The following is an 18,817-nucleotide window of genomic DNA, read 5'->3' on the forward strand; positions in this document are numbered from 1 at the left end:
ATTTTAGATTTTAGATTTTGGATTGAAGAATTGAAGAATTGCTGGATTACTTGCCGATCGCACTTGCGACTTCAGAAACCCGGTTTCTTTGTAGATTTCTCGTTAATAAACGTAAATTTTTCGTAGAAACCGGGTTTCTCGCCCCCCACGAGATTTGAGATTTTGGATTTGAGATTTTGGATTGCAGACTGAATTGCAGTTGAGATCGATTTCAACTACAACCACGAAATCTAAGTATTTATAACTAATTCCCAATTTCCCAATTCCCAATTTCCCATTCCCAATTACCAATTCTGATTTTCCAGGATCAAATTCTTTACATAAACCTTATTTATCGGTTGTTTGGCTTGCTGCAAAATATCTTTCGCGCGATCGAACTTCCCCGCCCCCTCTGCGATCCCTAGCCTTTCCCCCTGCATCCTTCGCCGCTTGCATTTTATAAGATATGTTACAAAACATTGCCTAATGTAAAGTAAAATAAACAATACTTATGAGGATTAAAAGAATATTAAAATTTTAGAGCACCAGTTTATTGATATATTTTTAACAGCCTGCGATCGGGCAAAAAAATTAAGCGAATACTAGGAAGCGAGATATGGCTTACGCGCAAACCCAAACTCAATCAAAGGCTGGGTATAAAGCCGGAGTTCAAGACTATAAACTAACGTATTACACGCCGGACTACACGCCGAAAGATACAGATATTTTGGCAGCATTCCGCGTCACACCTCAGCCGGGAGTTCCCCCAGAAGAAGCTGGAGCTGCTGTGGCCGCCGAATCTTCCACTGGTACATGGACAACTGTTTGGACTGACCTCCTGACCGACCTCGACCGCTACAAAGGTCGCTGCTACGACATCGAACCAGTTCCTGGTGAAGACAACCAATACATCTGCTTCATCGCCTATCCTTTGGATTTGTTTGAAGAAGGTTCCGTCACCAACTTGCTGACCTCTTTGGTCGGTAACGTATTCGGTTTCAAAGCTCTGCGCGCCCTGCGGTTGGAAGACTTGCGGGTTCCCATTGCTTACCTGAAAACCTTCCAAGGCCCTCCTCACGGTATTACCGTTGAGCGGGACAAATTGAACAAGTATGGCCGTCCTTTACTGGGTTGTACAATTAAGCCCAAATTGGGTCTGTCTGCTAAGAACTACGGCCGTGCCGTTTACGAAGTTCTACGCGGCGGTTTGGACTTCACCAAAGACGACGAAAACATCAACTCGCAACCGTTCATGCGCTGGCGCGATCGCTTCCTGTTCGTTCAAGAAGCTATTGAAAAATCCCAAGCAGAAACCGGCGAAGTCAAGGGCCACTACCTCAACGTAACCGCCCCTACCTTTGAAGAAATGATGGAACGGGCTGAGTTCGCCAAAGAAATCAAAACCCCGATCATCATGCACGACTACCTAACCGGTGGTTTCACTGCAAACACCAGCTTGGCCAAATGGTGCCGCAAAAACGGTATTTTGCTGCACATTCACCGCGCTATGCACGCTGTGATCGATCGTCAAAAAAACCACGGTATCCACTTCCGCGTGCTTGCCAAGTGCTTGCGGATGTCCGGCGGCGACCACCTGCACTCCGGTACAGTTGTGGGCAAACTCGAAGGCGAAAAAGGCATCACGATGGGCTTCGTAGACTTGATGCGCGAAGACCACATCGAAGAAGACCGCAGCCGCGGTATTTACTTTACCCAAGATTGGGCCTCCATGCCTGGTGTCATGCCAGTAGCTTCCGGTGGTATCCACATCTGGCATATGCCAGCCTTGGTTGAAATCTTCGGCGACGACTCCTGCTTGCAGTTCGGCGGCGGCACCTTGGGACACCCTTGGGGTAACGCACCTGGTGCAACAGCTAACCGCGTTGCTTTGGAAGCTTGCGTCCAAGCTCGTAACGAAGGCCGCAACTTGATGCGCGAAGGCGGAGACATTATTCGCGAAGCTTGTAAGTGGAGCCCTGAATTGGCTGTTGCTTGCGAACTCTGGAAAGAAATCAAGTTTGAGTTCGAGGCAATGGATACCGTTTGATGATTTTGGGTTTGAGATTTTAGGTTTTAGGTCGCAAACTTGCTGGGAAGTCTTTATCTTTGAAGAAGATTTACTTGTAAGTTTGCATCCAAAATCTAAAATCCAAAATCTAAAATTTGAGGGAGCTGGGGTCAAAAATGGATCTCAAACAAGTTGCGAAAGACACCGCTAAGGTGCTGGCAAGTTACCTAACCTATCAATCCGTGCGGATTGTGGTCGCTCAGTTGAGCGAAACCAATCCTGCTCAGGCAATCTGGTTGAATGACTTTTCCACGAAGGGCAAAATCCAAGATGGAGAAGCTTACATTCACGAGCTGCTGAGGGAAAATCAAGATTTAGGATTTCGGATCATGACTGTGCGAGAATATCTGGCTCACGATGTGACGGAATTTTTGCCAGAAATGGTTTTTACTGGCATTCAACAGTCGAATATGGAACACAGACGCCAGCATTTGGAGCGAATTACGCAGCTTAATTGGTCTGTTTCTAGCAGTCATCCTGAAGCATCAATAGATTCTGAACCGAATCTAGATAATTTGTCGAGTTAATCGATCGACAAGTGCGATCGAACACACACCTTAGAGATACAAAAAATGAAGACTTTACCTAAAGAGCGTCGTTACGAAACTCTGTCCTATTTGCCCCCGCTGACAGACGCCCAAATTGCCAAGCAACTGCAATACATCCTGGATCAAGGCTACATTCCCGGCGTAGAATTCAACGAAACCTCTGCCCCTGAAATGCGCTACTGGACTTTGTGGAAATTGCCTTTGTTTGGTGCTCGCAGCGTCCAAGAAATCATGAGTGAAATTCAAGCTTGCCGCCAAGAAAATTCTCAGTCTTACATCCGCGTCATGGGTTTTGACAACGTGAAGCAATGCCAAGTGCTGAGCTTCATCGTGCACAAGCCAAACACCAGAGGCTACTAAGTTTTAACAGCTCTATTTTTTAGAGAAAAAGTTAGCTAAAAATTGAGGTAGGGAATTCTCCCTGCTTCATTTTTTTTTATGCAGAAGACTCGGCGGTTGAAACCGCATCTATACAGTTGAAGACTCGGCGGTTGAAACCGCGTCTATACAAACAAAACCCGCGGAGGCGGGTTGAAGATTGGATTGCTAGAGTTTACAAATAGCTTTCAAAACTTGCAGCAACACAACTGAAGATTCGGGTTCCATCAAAGTCAGAAAGGGCATTAACTGATAGGTGGGCGGATTGCCGCGACGGATATTAACGAACTGATAAAACTCTCCGCTGGTTGCCATTCCCCAGACAGACTCCTGATATTCTAAACTTTTATAAGCATAAGTTAGCAGTTGGGGCAAACCAGCACGCGGAGCAATTAGACTGTTTTTAGATTCTATTACTAAAATCCAAAATCCTATATCAGCGGCGATTTGTTTTTCTTTATTGATTGCTAAGATGTCAAATCGACCTGTAATCGTTGTGTCTTCATCTTCTATAGTAATATTAGCAATATTTTCTTCCAGACTCATCTTTAAAGGCGATCGATAAAAGCCAGCCAATCGCATTAAAGGAAAAGTAGCTAGAGCTTGTACCAGCCCTTCAGAGACTTTTTCCACTAAGAGGTATTCGCGAAAATCGTTGCGGATTTGGGCGAGTTCTAACTGTTCTATCTCTGTTAAGGATTCTAAGGATAAAAAATTTGTGTACGTGTCATTATTAAGCTGCTCTTGGAATTTCAAAAATTGACTGACTTCACCGAGCGTTATATTTTTGGCGTTAATAGTTGTTGTCATGTTTGATAGTTATTTAAGTTTTAGCTATAATTTTAACATAGAGATTGCGGTGATCGAGTAGCAAAATCCATGACCCCGAAAGAAGCACGAGAATTATCTATCAGTTTAAAACTTCCTGAATTAGTAGGAAATGCCTTAGAGATTCAGCAAGCAGAAATCATTAGAGCAGAGAAACTTCAACAAGTTCCCTTTTTCGAGGCTGAGTGGGAAATGTTTATGACTGAGATTGAGAATAAAGGTTACTATGACAACTCTCTCCAGCTACTCAAACAAAGTGATGTTGCTAAATTTTGGATAAAATACCGTGAATTAGATTTTTGGCAACTCCTAAAGCTTTTTCAGTAAAGTTGCACATTCACCATTTAATCTATTTTAATCTATTCTCTCCATCACAATACAGTCAACAATTTCGTATCCCCAATTATAATGTTTATTTGCCATTTGCTTGGCCATGTCATATTCACCTAAATAACACAGTTCAGCTAACTTTTGATACCCCTCCTCTTTCTCTTGCTGCCATCTTTCCCGGCGCAGCCTTTTTCTTTCTGCTTCTGAGAGAGAAGGTCTTTCTAAACCAAATACATCTATTTCGCTAATTCGTTGCATGGTTGCCTCCTAAAAAGGAATTGATTCTACGATCTCACCGTCAACTATTTCGTAGCCCCATTCTGGATGTTCGGTGATTTGTTTTTCAACTATACTCCGACCCATCGGAGTTTTGCAAGCTTTCTGCAAAGATTCAATACTGGGATCTTCAACAACTGAATTTGACTCTTTTTCTTCACTTTCCTGTTGTTTTAAAGTTCTGGGGGAAAGGGTGTTAGCAGTCGATGGTGTGAGGGAAATTTGAGGTGCGATCGCTTCCAGTTTCTTCATGACACTTTCTTTGGTAAATTGAGGTTTTTCTGTAAAGGAAGGTGGCAGATAGGGTGTCTGCACTCCTAGGTTTTTGGCTTTGAGTGCATCGTCAGCAATACGATCGCACTTTCGCAAAAAACCCTCCCACAAATCCTTCCCCAACACCGGATTTCTCAAGTCAGCGCGGGCCTTAGACACTGCTGCTTCCAGCGGTTCGCCCTTGTGGACGTAATACTGAATTCGCTCCTCTTCAAACGCCGGATAAGGCACTTCCGGCTCGATTTCCCAATCCCGCTGGACTTTCTGACTTTCTCCTAACGGAATTCCGGCGATAAATTCCTCCCAAAAAGCCGAGGTTAAGCCTTTTGTCATCCTGTCAATAATGTTAAATGCCCATCCCGAAGGATTGCCAAACCATAAATTACGTTCTTTGGCATATTCTTCTAAAACCCGCTGAAAGTTGTGCAATTCTTCTTGGGAATTCCAAGGCCCGCTAAATTGGTAATGAGGCGTGACAGCAACGGCTATTTGCTGGCGGGGTTGCCCGAAATATTTGTCTGTTTTAACTACATGATTTGGGGGTGATGTTTCGCGGAAAATTTCTACAGGGTGATTGTTGTTTTCGCGACTTATCGGTGTTATAATATCTGGCGGATTCGGTGTCCAAAAGTTATTAAGTTTTTCCTCGAAAGCGTCAATGTCCGCCCAGAGTTCTAGGGTGTCCGTGTTGGGATTTGTTAATTTTTCTTTCAGGAACGATCGCACTTTGAGCAGGCGTCTCGCGAGTTCTTGTTCTTCGTGATTTAAACCGGTGGCTTTTTCAATTTCGCTGCTGTTGGTTTTCACCCATTCGGCAGAGTTGGAGTGTTGTGATTGCCATTGTAATAATTGGCAAAGAAAAATGCTCGCCGCGACTCCGCCGGTAATTGGAGCAAGTTTGGGATAGTAGATGGCGGGATTTCCGAGATTTCCTAAAAATATTCCTATTTTCATTTTGTATATTCTTAATTCCCTTGAATTTTAGGGTTATTATTGGCGCAGCTTAGCTTGAATTTTAGGGGGCGCATCGGGCCAACTTGCCTCGACTAAACTAGCATGGAGAAACTTAAGATTTTCTTTAAGCTTCTGTGTATTCCTGACTGAATGGAGTTTCTAGAGTAAAAACGGGGATCGCTTATTCGATCGCCTGATTGACAGGACTGAGTTAAACGTAATAATAAATTATTTACTGTACCGATCCTCCGAAAATGAATCCAGAACGCCAAGAGGCTTATTTGAACTTGATCGAGCGAGTGCTTACCTGTCCCAACGGCCAAGAGCCAGAGGTTTTGAGTTCGTGTTCCGATTTAATTGATGCGGGATTTGTGCAAATGCTAATCCAGATATCGGCTTCAATGGCGCGCGAAGGTGACGAAGATACTGCTAATTTTTTAGTGCAACTTGCACGTTTGCTGGGGAAATCTTTGGCTTTGTCGCCGGATTTTGTGCCGGCTGGGTACAGCAGTGCACAGGGATAGAGCAAAAGTGCGATCGGCTCGTTATATGATGTTTTGGGAAATAAGGGCGATTCCGTACCCTTCGGGATAGCTTTGCTTCACCTAATTTTTAAATGCAGCTATGGCTTTACAGTTTATATTCGAGAGGCTCGCAAAACCCATTCACCCCAGTTTTAAATACATAAATAATCACCGAAGTGACCAAAATATCAGGGCAAATTTTTGCTGCAACTAAATCTCTAAATGCTGCATTCAATTGTCCGTTTGTCAACTCTTCTTTAACCTCTGATTTGCAGATAGCAACGCGGCATCTTTTAGCCAATCCGTCTAACCAATTTTCCGAGATATTCGGTTCTTGTCCGGCTTGAATTGCTAGAGATATCGCTGCATCTTCGATGTTACCTTCGCAATCTTCGATTGCGTCTAGGGCTTTTAGGGCTTCGGGATATTCGGCTAATTGTGAGCGAAATTGGGCAATTTGTTGTGAGGTAATAATCACCATATTATTTTCCTGTGTTCTCTGATGGTGGGATTAGCTTAGCAATTAAAGTGGATATTATAGCATTTTTTTGATTGAGGTGGGAATTGCGCGATCGAACTTAATTACTTTTCCCAATGATATTTTGCACTTCGCAATAGTCCGCTGGGGTTTAAATCCCCATCTTACAGCTTAAGTCCGGGCGATGAGGACTGATGTTGAAATTGACAAAAAGTGCGACTAAAATAGGTTTGTAGGACTCATATTTATGGGGCAATACGGTTTACTTAAGGCTTTTTGACGAATTTCTTAAGTCAACCATAAGGCGGTAGGGGCGGCTTGGGCGAGCGAATTTATGAAATAATCGACTGTATCAAGGCAAAACCCGCCTCTTAAGTAAACCGTATTGATTTATCGGGAGTTAGTAGGAAAAATGACAACCATTACTTTAAACTTAGATACTGTCGAACTAACAGACGAACAGTTTTACCGCTTGTGCCAGATGAATCGAGATTGGCAATTTGAACGGACACCTAAAGGACAAATCATTATTATGTCACCCGTAGGCGAAGTTAACGGCAATCGAGAAGCCTATTTAATTACAGATTTGGGCTTGTGGAACCGTAAAACGCAGCTAGGCAGAGTGTTTAGTTCATCTACAATTTTTCGCTTGCCTAATAATGGCTATCGAGCCCCTGATGCCGCTTGGGTTAGCTTAGAAAGATGCTCTGCTTTAACAGCAGAAGAACAAGAGAAATTTCCGCCAATTTGTCCTGATTTTGTCATAGAATTGCGTTCGCGCCCAGACCCGCTGCGGCCGCTTCAGGAGAAAATGCAGGAGTATCTAAACAGTGGTTTACGCTTGGGTTGGCTGATTAATCCTCTAGACGAAAAAGTGGAGATTTATCGCCCTTCTCGCGAAGTAGAGATTGTACAATTTCCTGTAAGTTTATTGGGAGAAGATGTCTTGCCCGGATTTGTGCTTAATTTGCCGATGATTTGATATTGCATCAAACTTTTTCTGTTTCCAAGTGTATTTTCTTCGGACAAATATCATCATCGTACCAACCCGTCAAAGCCACCGCCAAAGCATCCGCCGCATCGTCTGGTTTCGGAATGTAACCTAACTCCAACTCCCGCGCCACGGCCTCTTGCACTTCGGACTTATCCGCATTACCGCGACCTGTCAAAGCTTGCTTAATTTGAGCCGGCGTAAACTCGAATAGCGGAACTCCACACTGCGCCAATACTAGCGTCAAAACGCCACGCGCTTGGGCTACAAGTATGGTATTTCCCATCTTGTAAAAGAACAGTTTTTCGGCAATTGCAATATCAGGTTTAATCTGTTCAATTACCTCGTGCAAATCGTCGTAAATTGTTTTCAACCGCTGTCCCATTTCCTGTTTTGGCGTTGTTTTTATCACGCCGCAATCAATCATGGAAACGCTGTTTTCATCTTGTTTCCCCGGTACAATTTGACAAGAAATTGCCCCGTAGCCAAGATTTGCTAAGCCCGGATCTAATCCTAAAATTCGTTTTTCCATTGCGAGAATTAGTAATTGGAACTGGGGAAGGAGGCATTAAAAATTTGGGAAATGTTTCCTCACCACCCATTACCAATTACCAATTATTAATTACCCCTCGGTTGTTTCTAGGCCGAATACTCGATCGAACACTTTGGTCACTTTAGAACCCGAATCGATCGATTCTAGCGGGTCTTTCCGCAATCGGTGCCGCAAACACAGGGTCATCACCCGGCGAATATCGTCCACAGTGACCTCTGTTCGACATTCTAGGGCGGTGAAAGCTTTGGCGGCCCGATTTGTGACTAAATCGCCCCGCAGTCCGTCTACGTCCAATTCAGCGCAGACTTGGGAGATTTTTACTCGCAAATCTCGATCGATAGTTACGGATTTCAGCCTTTCCTGGGCTTCGACCAATTTCTGCTGCATATCATCTTGTTCGTGCTGATATTTGCCGAGAAACTCTGAGGGATTTTGGTCAAAACTCGATCGCTGTTCGACAATTTCCACTCTTAAATTCGGGTCTTTCACAGTCCGAATTTCCGCGTGCATCCCGAATCTGTCGAGCAACTGCGGCCGCAATTCTCCTTCTTCTGGATTCCCGGAACCGATGAGAATAAACTTAGCCGGGTGGCGGATCGAGATGCCTTCTCTTTCAACAGTATTCCAACCGCTGGCGGCGGAGTCTAGCAAAACATCGACTAAGTGATCGTCGAGCAAATTGACTTCATCGACGTAAAGAATGCCGCGGTTAGCTTTAGCTAACAGGCCTGGTTCAAAAGCTTTAACTCCTTCGGCCAAAGCTTTCTCGATGTCGATCGTACCGCAAACTCGGTCTTCGGTAGCGCCGAGCGGCAAGTCTACCATTTGGACTTTTTTGCGGGCGATCGGCATTGTACCGTGATGCAAAGTGCGATCGCGCACCTCATCGCTCATAAAATCCGGATCGGTGGGATGACTGTTAAAAGGATCGTCAGCCACCACCTCAATTTCTGGCAGCAAGTCAGCGAGGGCGCGGATTGTGGTAGATTTGCCCGTACCGCGATCGCCCATAATCATCACCCCGCCAATTTTCGGATCGATGACATTCAACAGCAGCGCCAGTTTCATCTCCTCCTGGCCAACAATTGCAGTGAAGGGAAAAACAGCGCGGCGGGCTGCGGTAACGGTTGGCAGAGCGCCCGCATTTAAGGTATTGCTGACTTCGGCAGTAGGACTCACAATAAATTCTTTACTCTAATGACAGTCCTCTATTGTGACATACAGGGGTACATTAGTCGATCGACTATTTCTGAGTTCGAGAACGCGCCAACTCTAAAACCTGTTGCTGGCGTTCATTTGAAAAACGTTCAACCGTCGCAGCTAATAGCTCAGATACAGACAACTAACGCCTTTCTTTCGCCTTCCAAACAACTAAAAATTGCTCTGGCGATAGAGTACACAAAGCTATCATTGCGCCGGAGCGATCGCTAAATTCTACCTCCTAAGTTTCATCATCATAACAATCAATAATTGCCCCTCTAATACCTACTTGCAATTTTTTTTCGGGCAATTTCACTAATAATTCGACTGCATCAAATAATTCTGGCACGATCGCGCTTACCTCCGATCGACTTTCAATTTTACAGCCCCAGACGCGACGCGCGAGCAGTCAGAAACCGGGTTTTTTCGAGAATACCTCGCTACGACGCACAGACTCCGCCAAAAACCCGGTTTCTTTGGTATTTACGCGAGAAAGCAAGGGCGTGAGCCCCCAAATATAAACTTATGTAACGATTTCCCGGATTTTGCATAAAACCCTCAACTTCCCCCAGATATATCTTTGAGGGCGAATTCAGCCAACTATTTTTCCGGGGTAGTTTGGCTGAACTTAACTTTGGGCGTGAGCCCCCAAATATAAACTTATGTAACGATTTCCCGGATTTCGCATAAAACCCTCAACTTCACCCAGATATATCTTTGAGGGCGAATTCAACCAACTATTTTTCAGGGGTACCAATGGCTGAACTTAACATCGGGGCATTGACTGACAGCAACAGCTACACAGGTAGCGTTGACACTACAAATATCTACGACCTTTACAAATTTAACATTAACAGTCCGGGAAGCTTCAAATTTGCGATCGACAATTTAAGCGCGAATGCCGACATCGTTTTATTAAACGATAGCGGCGCAACACTTTACAGTTCCACCAACGCGGGAAATGCGGCACAAACAATTAGCGCTGACAGCTTAGTAGCCGGAGACGATCCACTCAAAGTTTTACAAGTCACCGGCGACATCAAATACACGCTGAATTTAGTATCAACTAACACTCAAAAATCATCTGAAGACACTCTCACCGGTGCAAAATCAGACGATCCACTTTCCTCAAACAGCGCCGCCATTTCGGAAAAACGGACTGCGAATAAAGATGTCATTACAGGAGATGCTGCTGATGACAAGAATGTCACAGCAGAAATAACATCAGAAAATCCCGAAAAACCAGTTACCACAACCTCAGAAACAGCTTTAACATCCGAACCAGAAAAACCTGTAGCAGTGACTGAAACTGCGGCAGAAGCAACATCAGAAACTCCCGAAAAACCCGTTGTTACAACCTCACCAACAGCTTTAACATCCGCACCAGAAAAACCTGCCACAGCTACTGAACCTGCGGTTGAAACAACATCAGATACTCCTGAAAAACCCGTTACCACAACTTCACCAACAGCTTTAACATCCGAACCAGAAAAACCTGCAACAGCTACTGAAACTGCGGCAGAAACAACATTAGATACTCCTGAAAAACCCGTTACCACAACTTCACCAACAGCTTTAACATCCGCACCAGAAAAACCTGCCACAGCTACTGAAACTGCGGTTGAAACAACATCAGATACTCCTGAAAAACCCGTTGCCACAACTTCACCAACAGCTTTAACATCCGCACCAGAAAAACCTGCCGCAGCTACTGAAAATGCTGCAGAAGCAACATCAGAAACTCCCGAAAAATCAGTTGTTACAACCTCAGAAACAGCTTTAACATCCGAAGCAGAAAAACCTGTAGCAGTGACTGAACCTGCGGCAAAAGCAACATCAGAAACTCCCGAAAAACCCGTTGCCACAACCTCAGAATTAGCTTTAACATCCGAACCAGAAAAACCTGCAACCGATTCTGGATCTGCGGTTGAAACAACATCAGACACTCCCGACAAATCAGTTACTGGTTCCACAGATACCAGCAAGCCAGAGGACGAAAAAAATACTGAAACCAACGGTGACGATACCAAAACAGACAATACCAATACTTCAATAGCGACTGCTGAAACCACAAAAGAACTAGAACCGACTGCGGATAAAAAATTAATTTCTCCCTTTACATCGGGGGTATTTACTGCCGATGCTACTGGTCGGATCGGTGTAGACTACACCTTTGACGGTGGGTTTTTCCAAGGTGAGTTGGCTTTTTTCAGTTTGGACGATTTAGAGAAATTTGAACCGGGTTCGGAAGCATTCATCAAAGAAGTAGCTGCACGTTCTTTAAGTAACTCTGTGAAAGGTCATGTAGTAATTAATGATGCTACAGAAGGTGCGCGTTTTGCTGGTGAGTTAGGAGAAGCTAATGCCAATGAAGGAGTTTACTTAGGAGTCAAGACTTTTGCGGTAACTTCTGGGGGCAAATATGGGGTGATGTTGGTACCTAACGGTAGTGTCAAGTCTGTGTTCGACAATCCGACTGCTGGCGGTGCCGGGCGTCCTTTGTTTTCTATGGCAATGGCGAATCCTGTGGAGGGATTTCACTTTGGTCAAATTGCCGATGTCACGGGGGAAGGCAATACGTTTGTGATGGAGGATATGCGGTTAGATGAAGGCAGTGACAGGGATTACAATGATATCATGTTCCAAGTGCGGGGTGCGACGGCAAAAACTGCTTTGTTGGATAGTGCGATCGATCCTGATAAAGAGTGGCGGAAAACAGATTTAGGCAAGGCAATTATTGCTTATGCCACACCTTATGTTACCCCGGAACCAAAACCAAATGTAGATACTGAACTATCGGATTTGCTTGATGATTTGGAAAAGGAAGTTATGCTGCCATCAACTTCAGATAAAGAGACTGAAAACAACCAAGTGCCTGCCACAAATACCGACAAAGATACTACCGATGCAACCAAAGTTGAAACAACCGACAAAGTAGATACCAAGCCTACTGTTCCGGCGGTGACGACTGAGGAAGAAGTCAAAGATACTGAGAATAATTCTGGGGATTCGACTCAAGTTGAGACCAGCGATAAGCTAGATACAAAGCTGTCAGGGACGACAACTTTACCAACTGCTGACAAGGAAACTGCGACGGATTCGACTGAAAATTTACCAGTTGAAAAAACGCCTGTTCCGACTGCGGCAACTGAGGTAGAAGACAAAGTTACTGAAGCGCCGCCGGCGACAACTTTGCCAGATACATCTACTGCTGATACGGAAGTTGCTGCAACGATATCAACTGAGAAAGTAGAAACAGCGCCGGAAGTTTTGCCAGCGGAAATCAAGGTAAAAGAGGAATCGCAGCCGGAAGTTTTACCAGCGGAAATCAAGGTAAAAGAGGAATCGCAGCCGGGAGTTTTGCCAGCGGAAATTAAGGCGAAAGAGGAATCGCAGCCAGCGTTAGTAACTGAGGTAGAGAAAACTGAAACTACTAAAGTTGTTGTAGCCACAAATCCTGTAGAGTTGGCGAAGGAAAGTCAGCCAAAAGCGGCGATTGAGACTAAAGAGACTGCTGAAGTTAAGCCATTTTTGCCGGCGAAAGAGACAAATCTGGAAATTATGCCAGTGACGACTACTAACAAAGGTGAAGAGTTGCAGACGAAGGATATATTTTCTGAGACTGCGGCTGTTAGTGATGTGGTGATTCCCAAAGAGTCGTTGCCGACTTTGCCGATAGTTGAAGAATCAACTGAGGATGATTCTACTACTGCTGAAAATTCCCAGCCATTTGTTGATAGTTTTCCTGCTAGTTCTGAAGTAGATTATTCTCTTTCTGCCAATTTGATAGCGCGATTGGAAAGCATGAAACAAAGTTTGAATAACTTGGGAAGTGCCGACGATCCGGGTGGGAATAGCAGCAACGAGACTTTGATTGCGCGTTTAGAAAGCGTGGTTCAAAGGTTGATGAGTTTTAATGAATCAACGCCTGTTTCGGATAATACAGTGACTTTAGTTTCGCGGTTAGAAGAAACGGTCGATCGACTAACCATACCGCCCATCCAGCCACCATTACCATCAATTGATATAGTACAGTTTGATTTTCCTGTTGAGAATCAGCCGATAATCGGAGTGATTGACACGGGATTTGCCGGCAACAATCCCGATATTGACTACTCGCGAATTACCTGGGGACAAGACAAAGTAGATGGCGATGCTGACCCCACAATCGAGCCTGGGAAAGGCAACGAACACGGCACTCATGTTTTAGGAATTATTGCCGCTACTCAAAACAACGGTATTGGGATTAACGGTATTAATGAAAAAGCGCCGATTTGGGCAGGAAGGGCGATCGGTTCTGGAAAATGGGCAGAATCTTTGGTTGAATTTGTCAATACTGCGATCGAGTCAAATCAACCGAATGCTGTTGTCAACCTGAGTTTAGATTTAACTCAAGTTAATCCCGATGGTACGACAACAACTCGCTACGAATTTACGCCGGAGGAAAGAAGTGCGATCGAATATGCGCGCCAGCATAATGTATTGCTGGTAGTTGCAGCCGGTAACGATGGCGGTGTGATGTCTGTTTTGGGTCAAGCTTCCCAGGAATTTGACAACATTATTACTGTCGGTGCGGCGGAACGAGTTAATGATGAAATTGCACTTTCTAAAGCTTACGATCGCACCGATTATTCCAGCTACGGTCGAGGTTTAGATATTTTAGCACCTGGAGGCAGTGTTCAGTATCCAGAGTTATCCACAGTCGGAGATGGCGTTGGGACGATGGCGGGAACATCGGTAGCGACGGCGAAAGTTACTGGTGCTGTTTCTCAAGTTTGGGCGGCGAATCCAAGTTTGAGCTTCCGTCAAGTAATTCAAATTATCAAGGATACAGCTACCGATCTGAAAGAGCCAAATTGGGATGATGAAACGGGTGCTGGAGTGGTGAATTTAGAAGCTGCTGTGGCTTTAGCTCTAGCTACAATACCGCAAGATTATGATGTGGTAGCAACCTTAGTTCCTGAAACTTGGAGTGGCGAAGGGAAGGTAACACCTAGCGAACGAGCTGCTGATAGTCCTTTCTGGCCCACTGTCGAATCAACCAACTTTTCTGCTTGGGTGATGACAACAATGGGTGCAAATGTGCGATCGGGCCCCGGGACTAATTTTGCGATAGTAGGTGGCTATCCTTATCAAGCAACTATCCAATTTGACGGTTGGACTTATGGGGAGCGCATTCCTGACGAGCAACTAGCAACTCCTGATGAGCGGTGGTATCGCATCGCAGGTACAAATAACTGGATAGCAAGTGCAATTGTTAACGGGAATGCACCCGGATCTACCCCGCTACCACCTGTTCAAGCGCCGCCCCAACCTCTCCCCCCTGCCCTTTTACCCGGACAAGGAAAAGTGCCAGCTAATGCAGGCTCGTTTATAAAGACAGTAGTCAGCAATCAAGTAACCACTCACTACTACCAGAACGGATATTTGATGGTGCAGCCAAATGGGCAGCAAAGTTGGTACGCTTTGGGTTCGAGTGCGTTGCCATTGCTACCAGTTCCGGTTCCAAAGCCCGTTACAGTATTGCCGTCGCCTCACGACAGCAATGGGGAGTGGCAAGTGCAATTTTGGAATAACAAAGATTTCTCAGGCAATCCAACTTTTACTCGCGCCGAACCGCCAGGAGAATTGCGATTTTTGGCTGCGGGAGTTCCATCTGGAACTTGGGGAATTCCTGCTGACGGTTTTTCAGCCCGCTGGGAAACTACTAGCAATTTTGAAGGCGGTTTTTATAACTTCATCAGTGAGGCAGATGATGGAGTCAGAGTTTACATTGATGGTGTCAAAGTTGTTGACGATTGGACAGAGAGCCCCGATCGCAATGATGCTTTTGTCGCTGTACCGAAAGGCGAACACAAAGTAGTTGTTGAATACTTTGAATACCTCGGGCCTGCTGTTAATAATCTCCGCTGGGTAGCGTCAAATCTTCTAAAAGATTGGACGGGTGAATTGCGCCCGGTAGGTTACGACGGCGGAGCAGTTCACAGCACTTATGTCAATACCTACCAGCGCAACGGCGCAATTTCCAAACTCGGCTATCCAATTAATAACGTCCATGCTTGGGGCCCAGGTTATATTCAGGACTTTGAGGGGGGATCTGACGGCAAAGGCGGGATTATGAAGTCACACGCCAACGATAATTCTTACTGGGTTGGCAACGATTTCTGGACAACTCTTTTAGCAACGGGTGGTGCTGACGGTATTTTAAAACACCCGACTTCCGATCGCTACTTCACTAAGTCTGGCCAACGACAAAATTTCCAAGGCGGTGCCATTCTCAAGTCTAACAATGGCACATTTCCTATCTTTGGCGGCATGGCTGGGAAATATTTCGAGCTAGGCGCAGAAAACAGCTTTTTAGGATTCCCCACTAGCGGTGAAATAGGTCTGGGTGACGGTTGGATAATTCAGAATTTTGAAGGAGGTTACATTCTTTATAAGGAGGGAATGCCGACGATTGCTTACGATACTAAAGCAATAGAAAAATTGCCACCGGATAGCGGTCAAGGCAGCACTTCGGACTGGCACGGTCAGTATTGGAACAATAAGAATTTAGTTGGTTCTCCGCAGTGGTCACAATACGAACAAAAAGGTGAATTGCGGTTTGCCGCTGGTGAAGGAGCGCCGCCCAATACCAGAGGAATTAAAGAGGATAATTTCGGCGGGCGTTGGATTACCACTAGCTATTTTGACGGTGGCATCTACAACTTTATCAATCAAGCTGATGATGGAGTACGGGTTTATGTTGACGGCAAACTGACTATTGACAAATGGACAGACTCGGCGTTTGAAAAGAAAACAGCTTTCGCAGCTATTGAGCCTGGATACCATCAGGTAATGGTGGAGTATTTTGAGCATGGTTCTGCGGCAGCTAATACGCTGAAGTGGGAACAAGCTAATCCTCCTAAAGAATGGGCTGGCGAGTTCTACCGAGGGAAGGATCTAAATGATAAAAACTTCGCTGGAAATCGCGGTGGTGGAACGAGTTTCTTAGATAAAGATTGGGGAAACAGCCATGAGGGAGGCGTTCCGATTGGAGATGATGATTTTTCAGATCGTTGGTCAACAACTCGCTATTTCGATTCAGCGGGAATTTACAAGTTTACCAGTCAAGCCGATGATGGTGTCCGGGTATGGGTGGATGATAAGTTGGTCATTGATAAGTGGCAAGATCAAGCGTTTGCTAACAATGAAATGCTGGTGTCACTCGATAAAGGCTATCACAGAATTCGCGTGGAGCATTTTGAAAATGCTGGTGCTGCATCAAATAAACTGAGTTGGCAGAAGTTACAATTTTCGCCAATACCCGTTCCAGGTGTCATCGGTTTAGTTGAACAGGAACCTTGGGTTGCTGAGTATTTCAATAATCGAGATTTAGCCGGAGCACCTGCTGTAAATCGCACGGACGGTTCTACTACCGCAGGATTGAATTTAAACTGGGGTGAGGGTAGCCCTGACAGCCGAATTCAAAGGGATAATTTCTCATCGCGACTGACAACTCACCGGCAATTGCCTGCTGGCACTTATAAGTTTAAGTTGCAAGCTGATGACGGGGCGCGATTGTATATTAACGGTGAAAAGGTAATCGATCGTTGGAACAATGCGCCTTTTGACGGTCACGAAGTAGAAATTACTCTCCCGGCTGGACTGCATACGCTGCAAGTCGAACACTCGGAAGATGTCGCACCAGCTTATCTGAATTTAGATTGGGATTACTCTCCTAATAGCCTTAATTACCCGATCGATCCTGCTTTGCAAGCTACTTACAATGATTTAGCAAATAAGCTAGGTGCCAGCGCGATCGGAGTTCCAATAAATCAATTATTGCCCAACCCTTTGAGCAATAAGATTCAAGAATTTCGCGGTACTTTAGGGCGGGGAGCTTTGTTGAAAGAAGCTGGCAGTCCCACTGTCAGCTATGTATTCGGTAAGTTGTGGGAGGCTTACCAACAAGCTGGCGGTCCGAATGCTTTGGGCTATCCTTTATCTTCTCAGAAAGATGTGGGTAATGGCGCTTATGAGCTTGAGTTGCCGAATGGAAAGTTGTTCTGGGCACCGGGAATGACGAATCCCACTTACTATGAATATTTCAACAAGAGTTTGACAATTCCTGCTGATAGTTGGCGCGGGGAATATTTCAATAACCGAGATTGGGCGGGCGCTCCTGCAGTAGTTCGAGGTGATAGTTCTTCAGCCGGCAATTTGGATAAATCTTGGGATTTGGGCAGTCCTGCACCTGGGGTGCAAGCTGATAATTTCTCGGTGCGCTGGACAACAAATCGACCGTTCGATCGAGGAACCTATCGCTTTATTGGCAACCATGATGACGGTTTTAAAGTGGAAGTTAACGGTCAAGCACCCATTGACAAGATGATAGAAGTTGCAACGCTGACAAATGGCTACGGGACTTTTACTCAACCCGGTCAATATCCAGTGCAATTGAAATATCGGGAGTATGGTGGCGGTGCAACGGCTCAACTTCGCATGGAGAAAGCTTCTGATTTTGTTGTCGCTCTTGATGATAACAATAACCCGAGCGTAGAATTGCCTGATGCTTTTAACAAACATGGCGGCTACGATCGAGTTGGCGTACCGACTAATAACGTTCATTTGTGGGGTAATGGTGTTGTTCAAGATTTCGATGGCGGGGCGAATGGTTGGGGCATCCTGATGCGGCGTCACAATACGACGGTGTTCTATTATGTTTCTGGCAAAATTTGGGAAGCTTACCGTAACACCGACAACGGTGCCCCCGGTTGGTTAGGTTATCCCACTAGCGATCCTTTTGAGGAAGGAGGAGTTACTCGTCAAAACTTTGAAGGAGGTTACATTACTGGCGATGGTCAAACAGCAACTGTTTATCGATATTCGAGTAACTCTAATGGTGAAAATCCATCTAAACCTAATCCCAATTACATTTACAAAGAGTCTGATTACTTGAATGCTTTGTACCAAGACAATGTTGGCAACATAGTTAGTTCTGAATACGACTGGACCCACAAAAATCGTTACTCCATTGATTCCACAGATGGAGATGCAGATGGCAATTTGCATGCTTTAGTTGGCGGCGAAGTGATTGAAGCAAAAAATGGCAAAGAAGTTGCTTCTAAGTCTTGGGGATATAATGGAACGGTTGCTATTTACAACAAGGAGCTTGACAAAACATTCATTTACTGGCATCTTGCAGAAGGCTCAATTAATGAAAGTTGGAAGGGTAAAACAATAGCTGCAGGGGACCTAATAGGAAAACAGGGTAACACAGGTACAAGTTATGGCGCTCACACTCATGTAGAAGTTCATAATGGCCGAGCATACGTTGATATGTCTAATCCTTCTGCTCCTCAATCTCCGGCTAACAGTGGTCGGCTTTATATACCAAATGTGTTCCAAGATGCAGTAAGGAAAGGATTGGTTAAGTTGTATCAATAGTCTTGGTA

The 18,817-nt window shown here is 45.0% G+C and carries 13 protein-coding genes and 1 pseudogene; 7 read left to right on the forward strand and 7 right to left on the reverse strand.

Annotated elements, in window-relative coordinates:
* Positions 1-595: 595 nt before the first annotated feature.
* The 3 genes from QUA44_RS08020 to QUA44_RS08030 all read left to right on the forward strand — a co-directional run bounded on the left by QUA44_RS08020 (position 596) and on the right by QUA44_RS08030 (position 2,955).
* Entirely contained in the window at positions 596-2,026 is a 1,431-nt protein-coding gene (locus tag QUA44_RS08020) for a form I ribulose bisphosphate carboxylase large subunit (RefSeq protein WP_106332410.1), read from the forward strand.
* Positions 2,027-2,163: 137 nt separating this feature from the next.
* Positions 2,164-2,574, forward strand: a complete 411-nt coding sequence (rcbX, locus tag QUA44_RS08025) for a RuBisCO chaperone RbcX (RefSeq protein WP_333249747.1) — start codon at positions 2,164-2,166, stop codon at positions 2,572-2,574.
* Between the two features lie 45 nt (positions 2,575-2,619).
* Positions 2,620-2,955, forward strand: a complete 336-nt coding sequence (locus QUA44_RS08030) for a ribulose bisphosphate carboxylase small subunit (RefSeq protein ID WP_333249749.1) — start codon at positions 2,620-2,622, stop codon at positions 2,953-2,955.
* A gap of 186 nt (positions 2,956-3,141) precedes the next feature.
* On the opposite strand, the gene QUA44_RS08035 is transcribed toward QUA44_RS08030, so the two are convergent.
* On the reverse strand, positions 3,142-3,783 hold the full coding sequence (locus tag QUA44_RS08035; protein ID WP_333249751.1) for a restriction endonuclease subunit R: 642 nt from the start codon (positions 3,781-3,783) through the stop codon (positions 3,142-3,144).
* A gap of 69 nt (positions 3,784-3,852) precedes the next feature.
* Here QUA44_RS08035 and QUA44_RS08040 point away from each other — a divergent pair, with 69 nt between their 5' ends.
* Entirely contained in the window at positions 3,853-4,128 is a 276-nt protein-coding gene (locus tag QUA44_RS08040) for a hypothetical protein (RefSeq protein ID WP_333249753.1), read from the forward strand.
* A 27-nt stretch (positions 4,129-4,155) separates the two neighbouring features.
* Here QUA44_RS08040 and QUA44_RS08045 read toward each other — a convergent pair whose 3' ends face one another.
* Both QUA44_RS08045 and QUA44_RS08050 read right to left on the reverse strand, forming a co-directional pair.
* Positions 4,156-4,389, reverse strand: coding sequence for a hypothetical protein (locus QUA44_RS08045; protein ID WP_333249754.1), 234 nt, complete (start codon positions 4,387-4,389; stop codon positions 4,156-4,158).
* 9 nt (positions 4,390-4,398) lie between these two features.
* A complete protein-coding gene (locus tag QUA44_RS08050; protein ID WP_333249756.1) occupies positions 4,399-5,634 on the reverse strand; it encodes a hypothetical protein in 1,236 nt (411 codons plus the stop codon).
* Between the two features lie 254 nt (positions 5,635-5,888).
* Between QUA44_RS08050 and QUA44_RS08055 the strand changes: the two genes are divergently transcribed.
* Positions 5,889-6,158: a hypothetical protein gene (locus QUA44_RS08055; RefSeq protein ID WP_333249757.1), complete on the forward strand. Its 270-nt coding sequence runs from the start codon at positions 5,889-5,891 to the stop codon at positions 6,156-6,158.
* A 106-nt stretch (positions 6,159-6,264) separates the two neighbouring features.
* On the opposite strand, the gene QUA44_RS08060 is transcribed toward QUA44_RS08055, so the two are convergent.
* Positions 6,265-6,639: a hypothetical protein gene (locus QUA44_RS08060; protein WP_333249759.1), complete on the reverse strand. Its 375-nt coding sequence runs from the start codon at positions 6,637-6,639 to the stop codon at positions 6,265-6,267.
* Positions 6,640-7,048: 409 nt separating this feature from the next.
* Between QUA44_RS08060 and QUA44_RS08065 the strand changes: the two genes are divergently transcribed.
* Complete coding sequence (locus QUA44_RS08065; RefSeq protein ID WP_333249761.1) at positions 7,049-7,618, forward strand: Uma2 family endonuclease; 570 nt, start codon at positions 7,049-7,051, stop codon at positions 7,616-7,618.
* 7 nt (positions 7,619-7,625) lie between these two features.
* Here the strand turns inward: QUA44_RS08065 and ruvC are convergent, their stop codons facing one another.
* The 3 genes and pseudogenes from ruvC to QUA44_RS30665 all read right to left on the reverse strand — a co-directional run bounded on the left by ruvC (position 7,626) and on the right by QUA44_RS30665 (position 9,729).
* On the reverse strand, positions 7,626-8,159 hold the full coding sequence (gene ruvC / locus QUA44_RS08070; protein WP_333249763.1) for a crossover junction endodeoxyribonuclease RuvC: 534 nt from the start codon (positions 8,157-8,159) through the stop codon (positions 7,626-7,628).
* 90 nt (positions 8,160-8,249) lie between these two features.
* Positions 8,250-9,359 carry a magnesium chelatase ATPase subunit I gene (gene bchI / locus QUA44_RS08075; protein WP_445243646.1) on the reverse strand — a complete coding sequence of 370 codons (1,110 nt, stop codon included), beginning with the start codon at positions 9,357-9,359 and terminating at the stop codon, positions 8,250-8,252.
* Between the two features lie 163 nt (positions 9,360-9,522).
* Positions 9,523-9,729, reverse strand: a pseudogene (locus QUA44_RS30665) (DUF4926 domain-containing protein).
* A gap of 407 nt (positions 9,730-10,136) precedes the next feature.
* On the opposite strand from QUA44_RS30665, the gene QUA44_RS08085 reads away from it, so the two are divergent.
* Positions 10,137-18,809, forward strand: coding sequence for a PA14 domain-containing protein (locus tag QUA44_RS08085; RefSeq protein WP_333249768.1), 8,673 nt, complete (start codon positions 10,137-10,139; stop codon positions 18,807-18,809).
* The last annotated feature ends 8 nt before the right edge of the window (positions 18,810-18,817 follow it).

Origin of the sequence: Microcoleus sp. N9_A2, assembly GCF_036701775.1 — a bacterium.
In the GTDB taxonomy this organism is placed as follows: Bacteria; Cyanobacteriota; Cyanobacteriia; order Cyanobacteriales; family Microcoleaceae; genus Microcoleus.

What these genes read in the sequence shown, in the direction of transcription:
- QUA44_RS08020 (WP_106332410.1), top strand. Translation starts at nt 596, where the DNA reads ATGGCTTACGCGCAAACCCAAACTCAATCAAAGGCTGGGTATAAAGCC.
- rcbX (WP_333249747.1), top strand. Translation starts at nt 2,164, where the DNA reads ATGGATCTCAAACAAGTTGCGAAAGACACCGCTAAGGTGCTGGCAAGT.
- QUA44_RS08030 (WP_333249749.1), top strand. Translation starts at nt 2,620, where the DNA reads ATGAAGACTTTACCTAAAGAGCGTCGTTACGAAACTCTGTCCTATTTG.
- QUA44_RS08035 (WP_333249751.1), bottom strand. Translation starts at nt 3,783, where the DNA reads ATGACAACAACTATTAACGCCAAAAATATAACGCTCGGTGAAGTCAGT.
- QUA44_RS08040 (WP_333249753.1), top strand. Translation starts at nt 3,853, where the DNA reads ATGACCCCGAAAGAAGCACGAGAATTATCTATCAGTTTAAAACTTCCT.
- QUA44_RS08045 (WP_333249754.1), bottom strand. Translation starts at nt 4,389, where the DNA reads ATGCAACGAATTAGCGAAATAGATGTATTTGGTTTAGAAAGACCTTCT.
- QUA44_RS08050 (WP_333249756.1), bottom strand. Translation starts at nt 5,634, where the DNA reads ATGAAAATAGGAATATTTTTAGGAAATCTCGGAAATCCCGCCATCTAC.
- QUA44_RS08055 (WP_333249757.1), top strand. Translation starts at nt 5,889, where the DNA reads ATGAATCCAGAACGCCAAGAGGCTTATTTGAACTTGATCGAGCGAGTG.
- QUA44_RS08060 (WP_333249759.1), bottom strand. Translation starts at nt 6,639, where the DNA reads ATGGTGATTATTACCTCACAACAAATTGCCCAATTTCGCTCACAATTA.
- QUA44_RS08065 (WP_333249761.1), top strand. Translation starts at nt 7,049, where the DNA reads ATGACAACCATTACTTTAAACTTAGATACTGTCGAACTAACAGACGAA.
- ruvC (WP_333249763.1), bottom strand. Translation starts at nt 8,159, where the DNA reads ATGGAAAAACGAATTTTAGGATTAGATCCGGGCTTAGCAAATCTTGGC.
- QUA44_RS08085 (WP_333249768.1), top strand. Translation starts at nt 10,137, where the DNA reads ATGGCTGAACTTAACATCGGGGCATTGACTGACAGCAACAGCTACACA.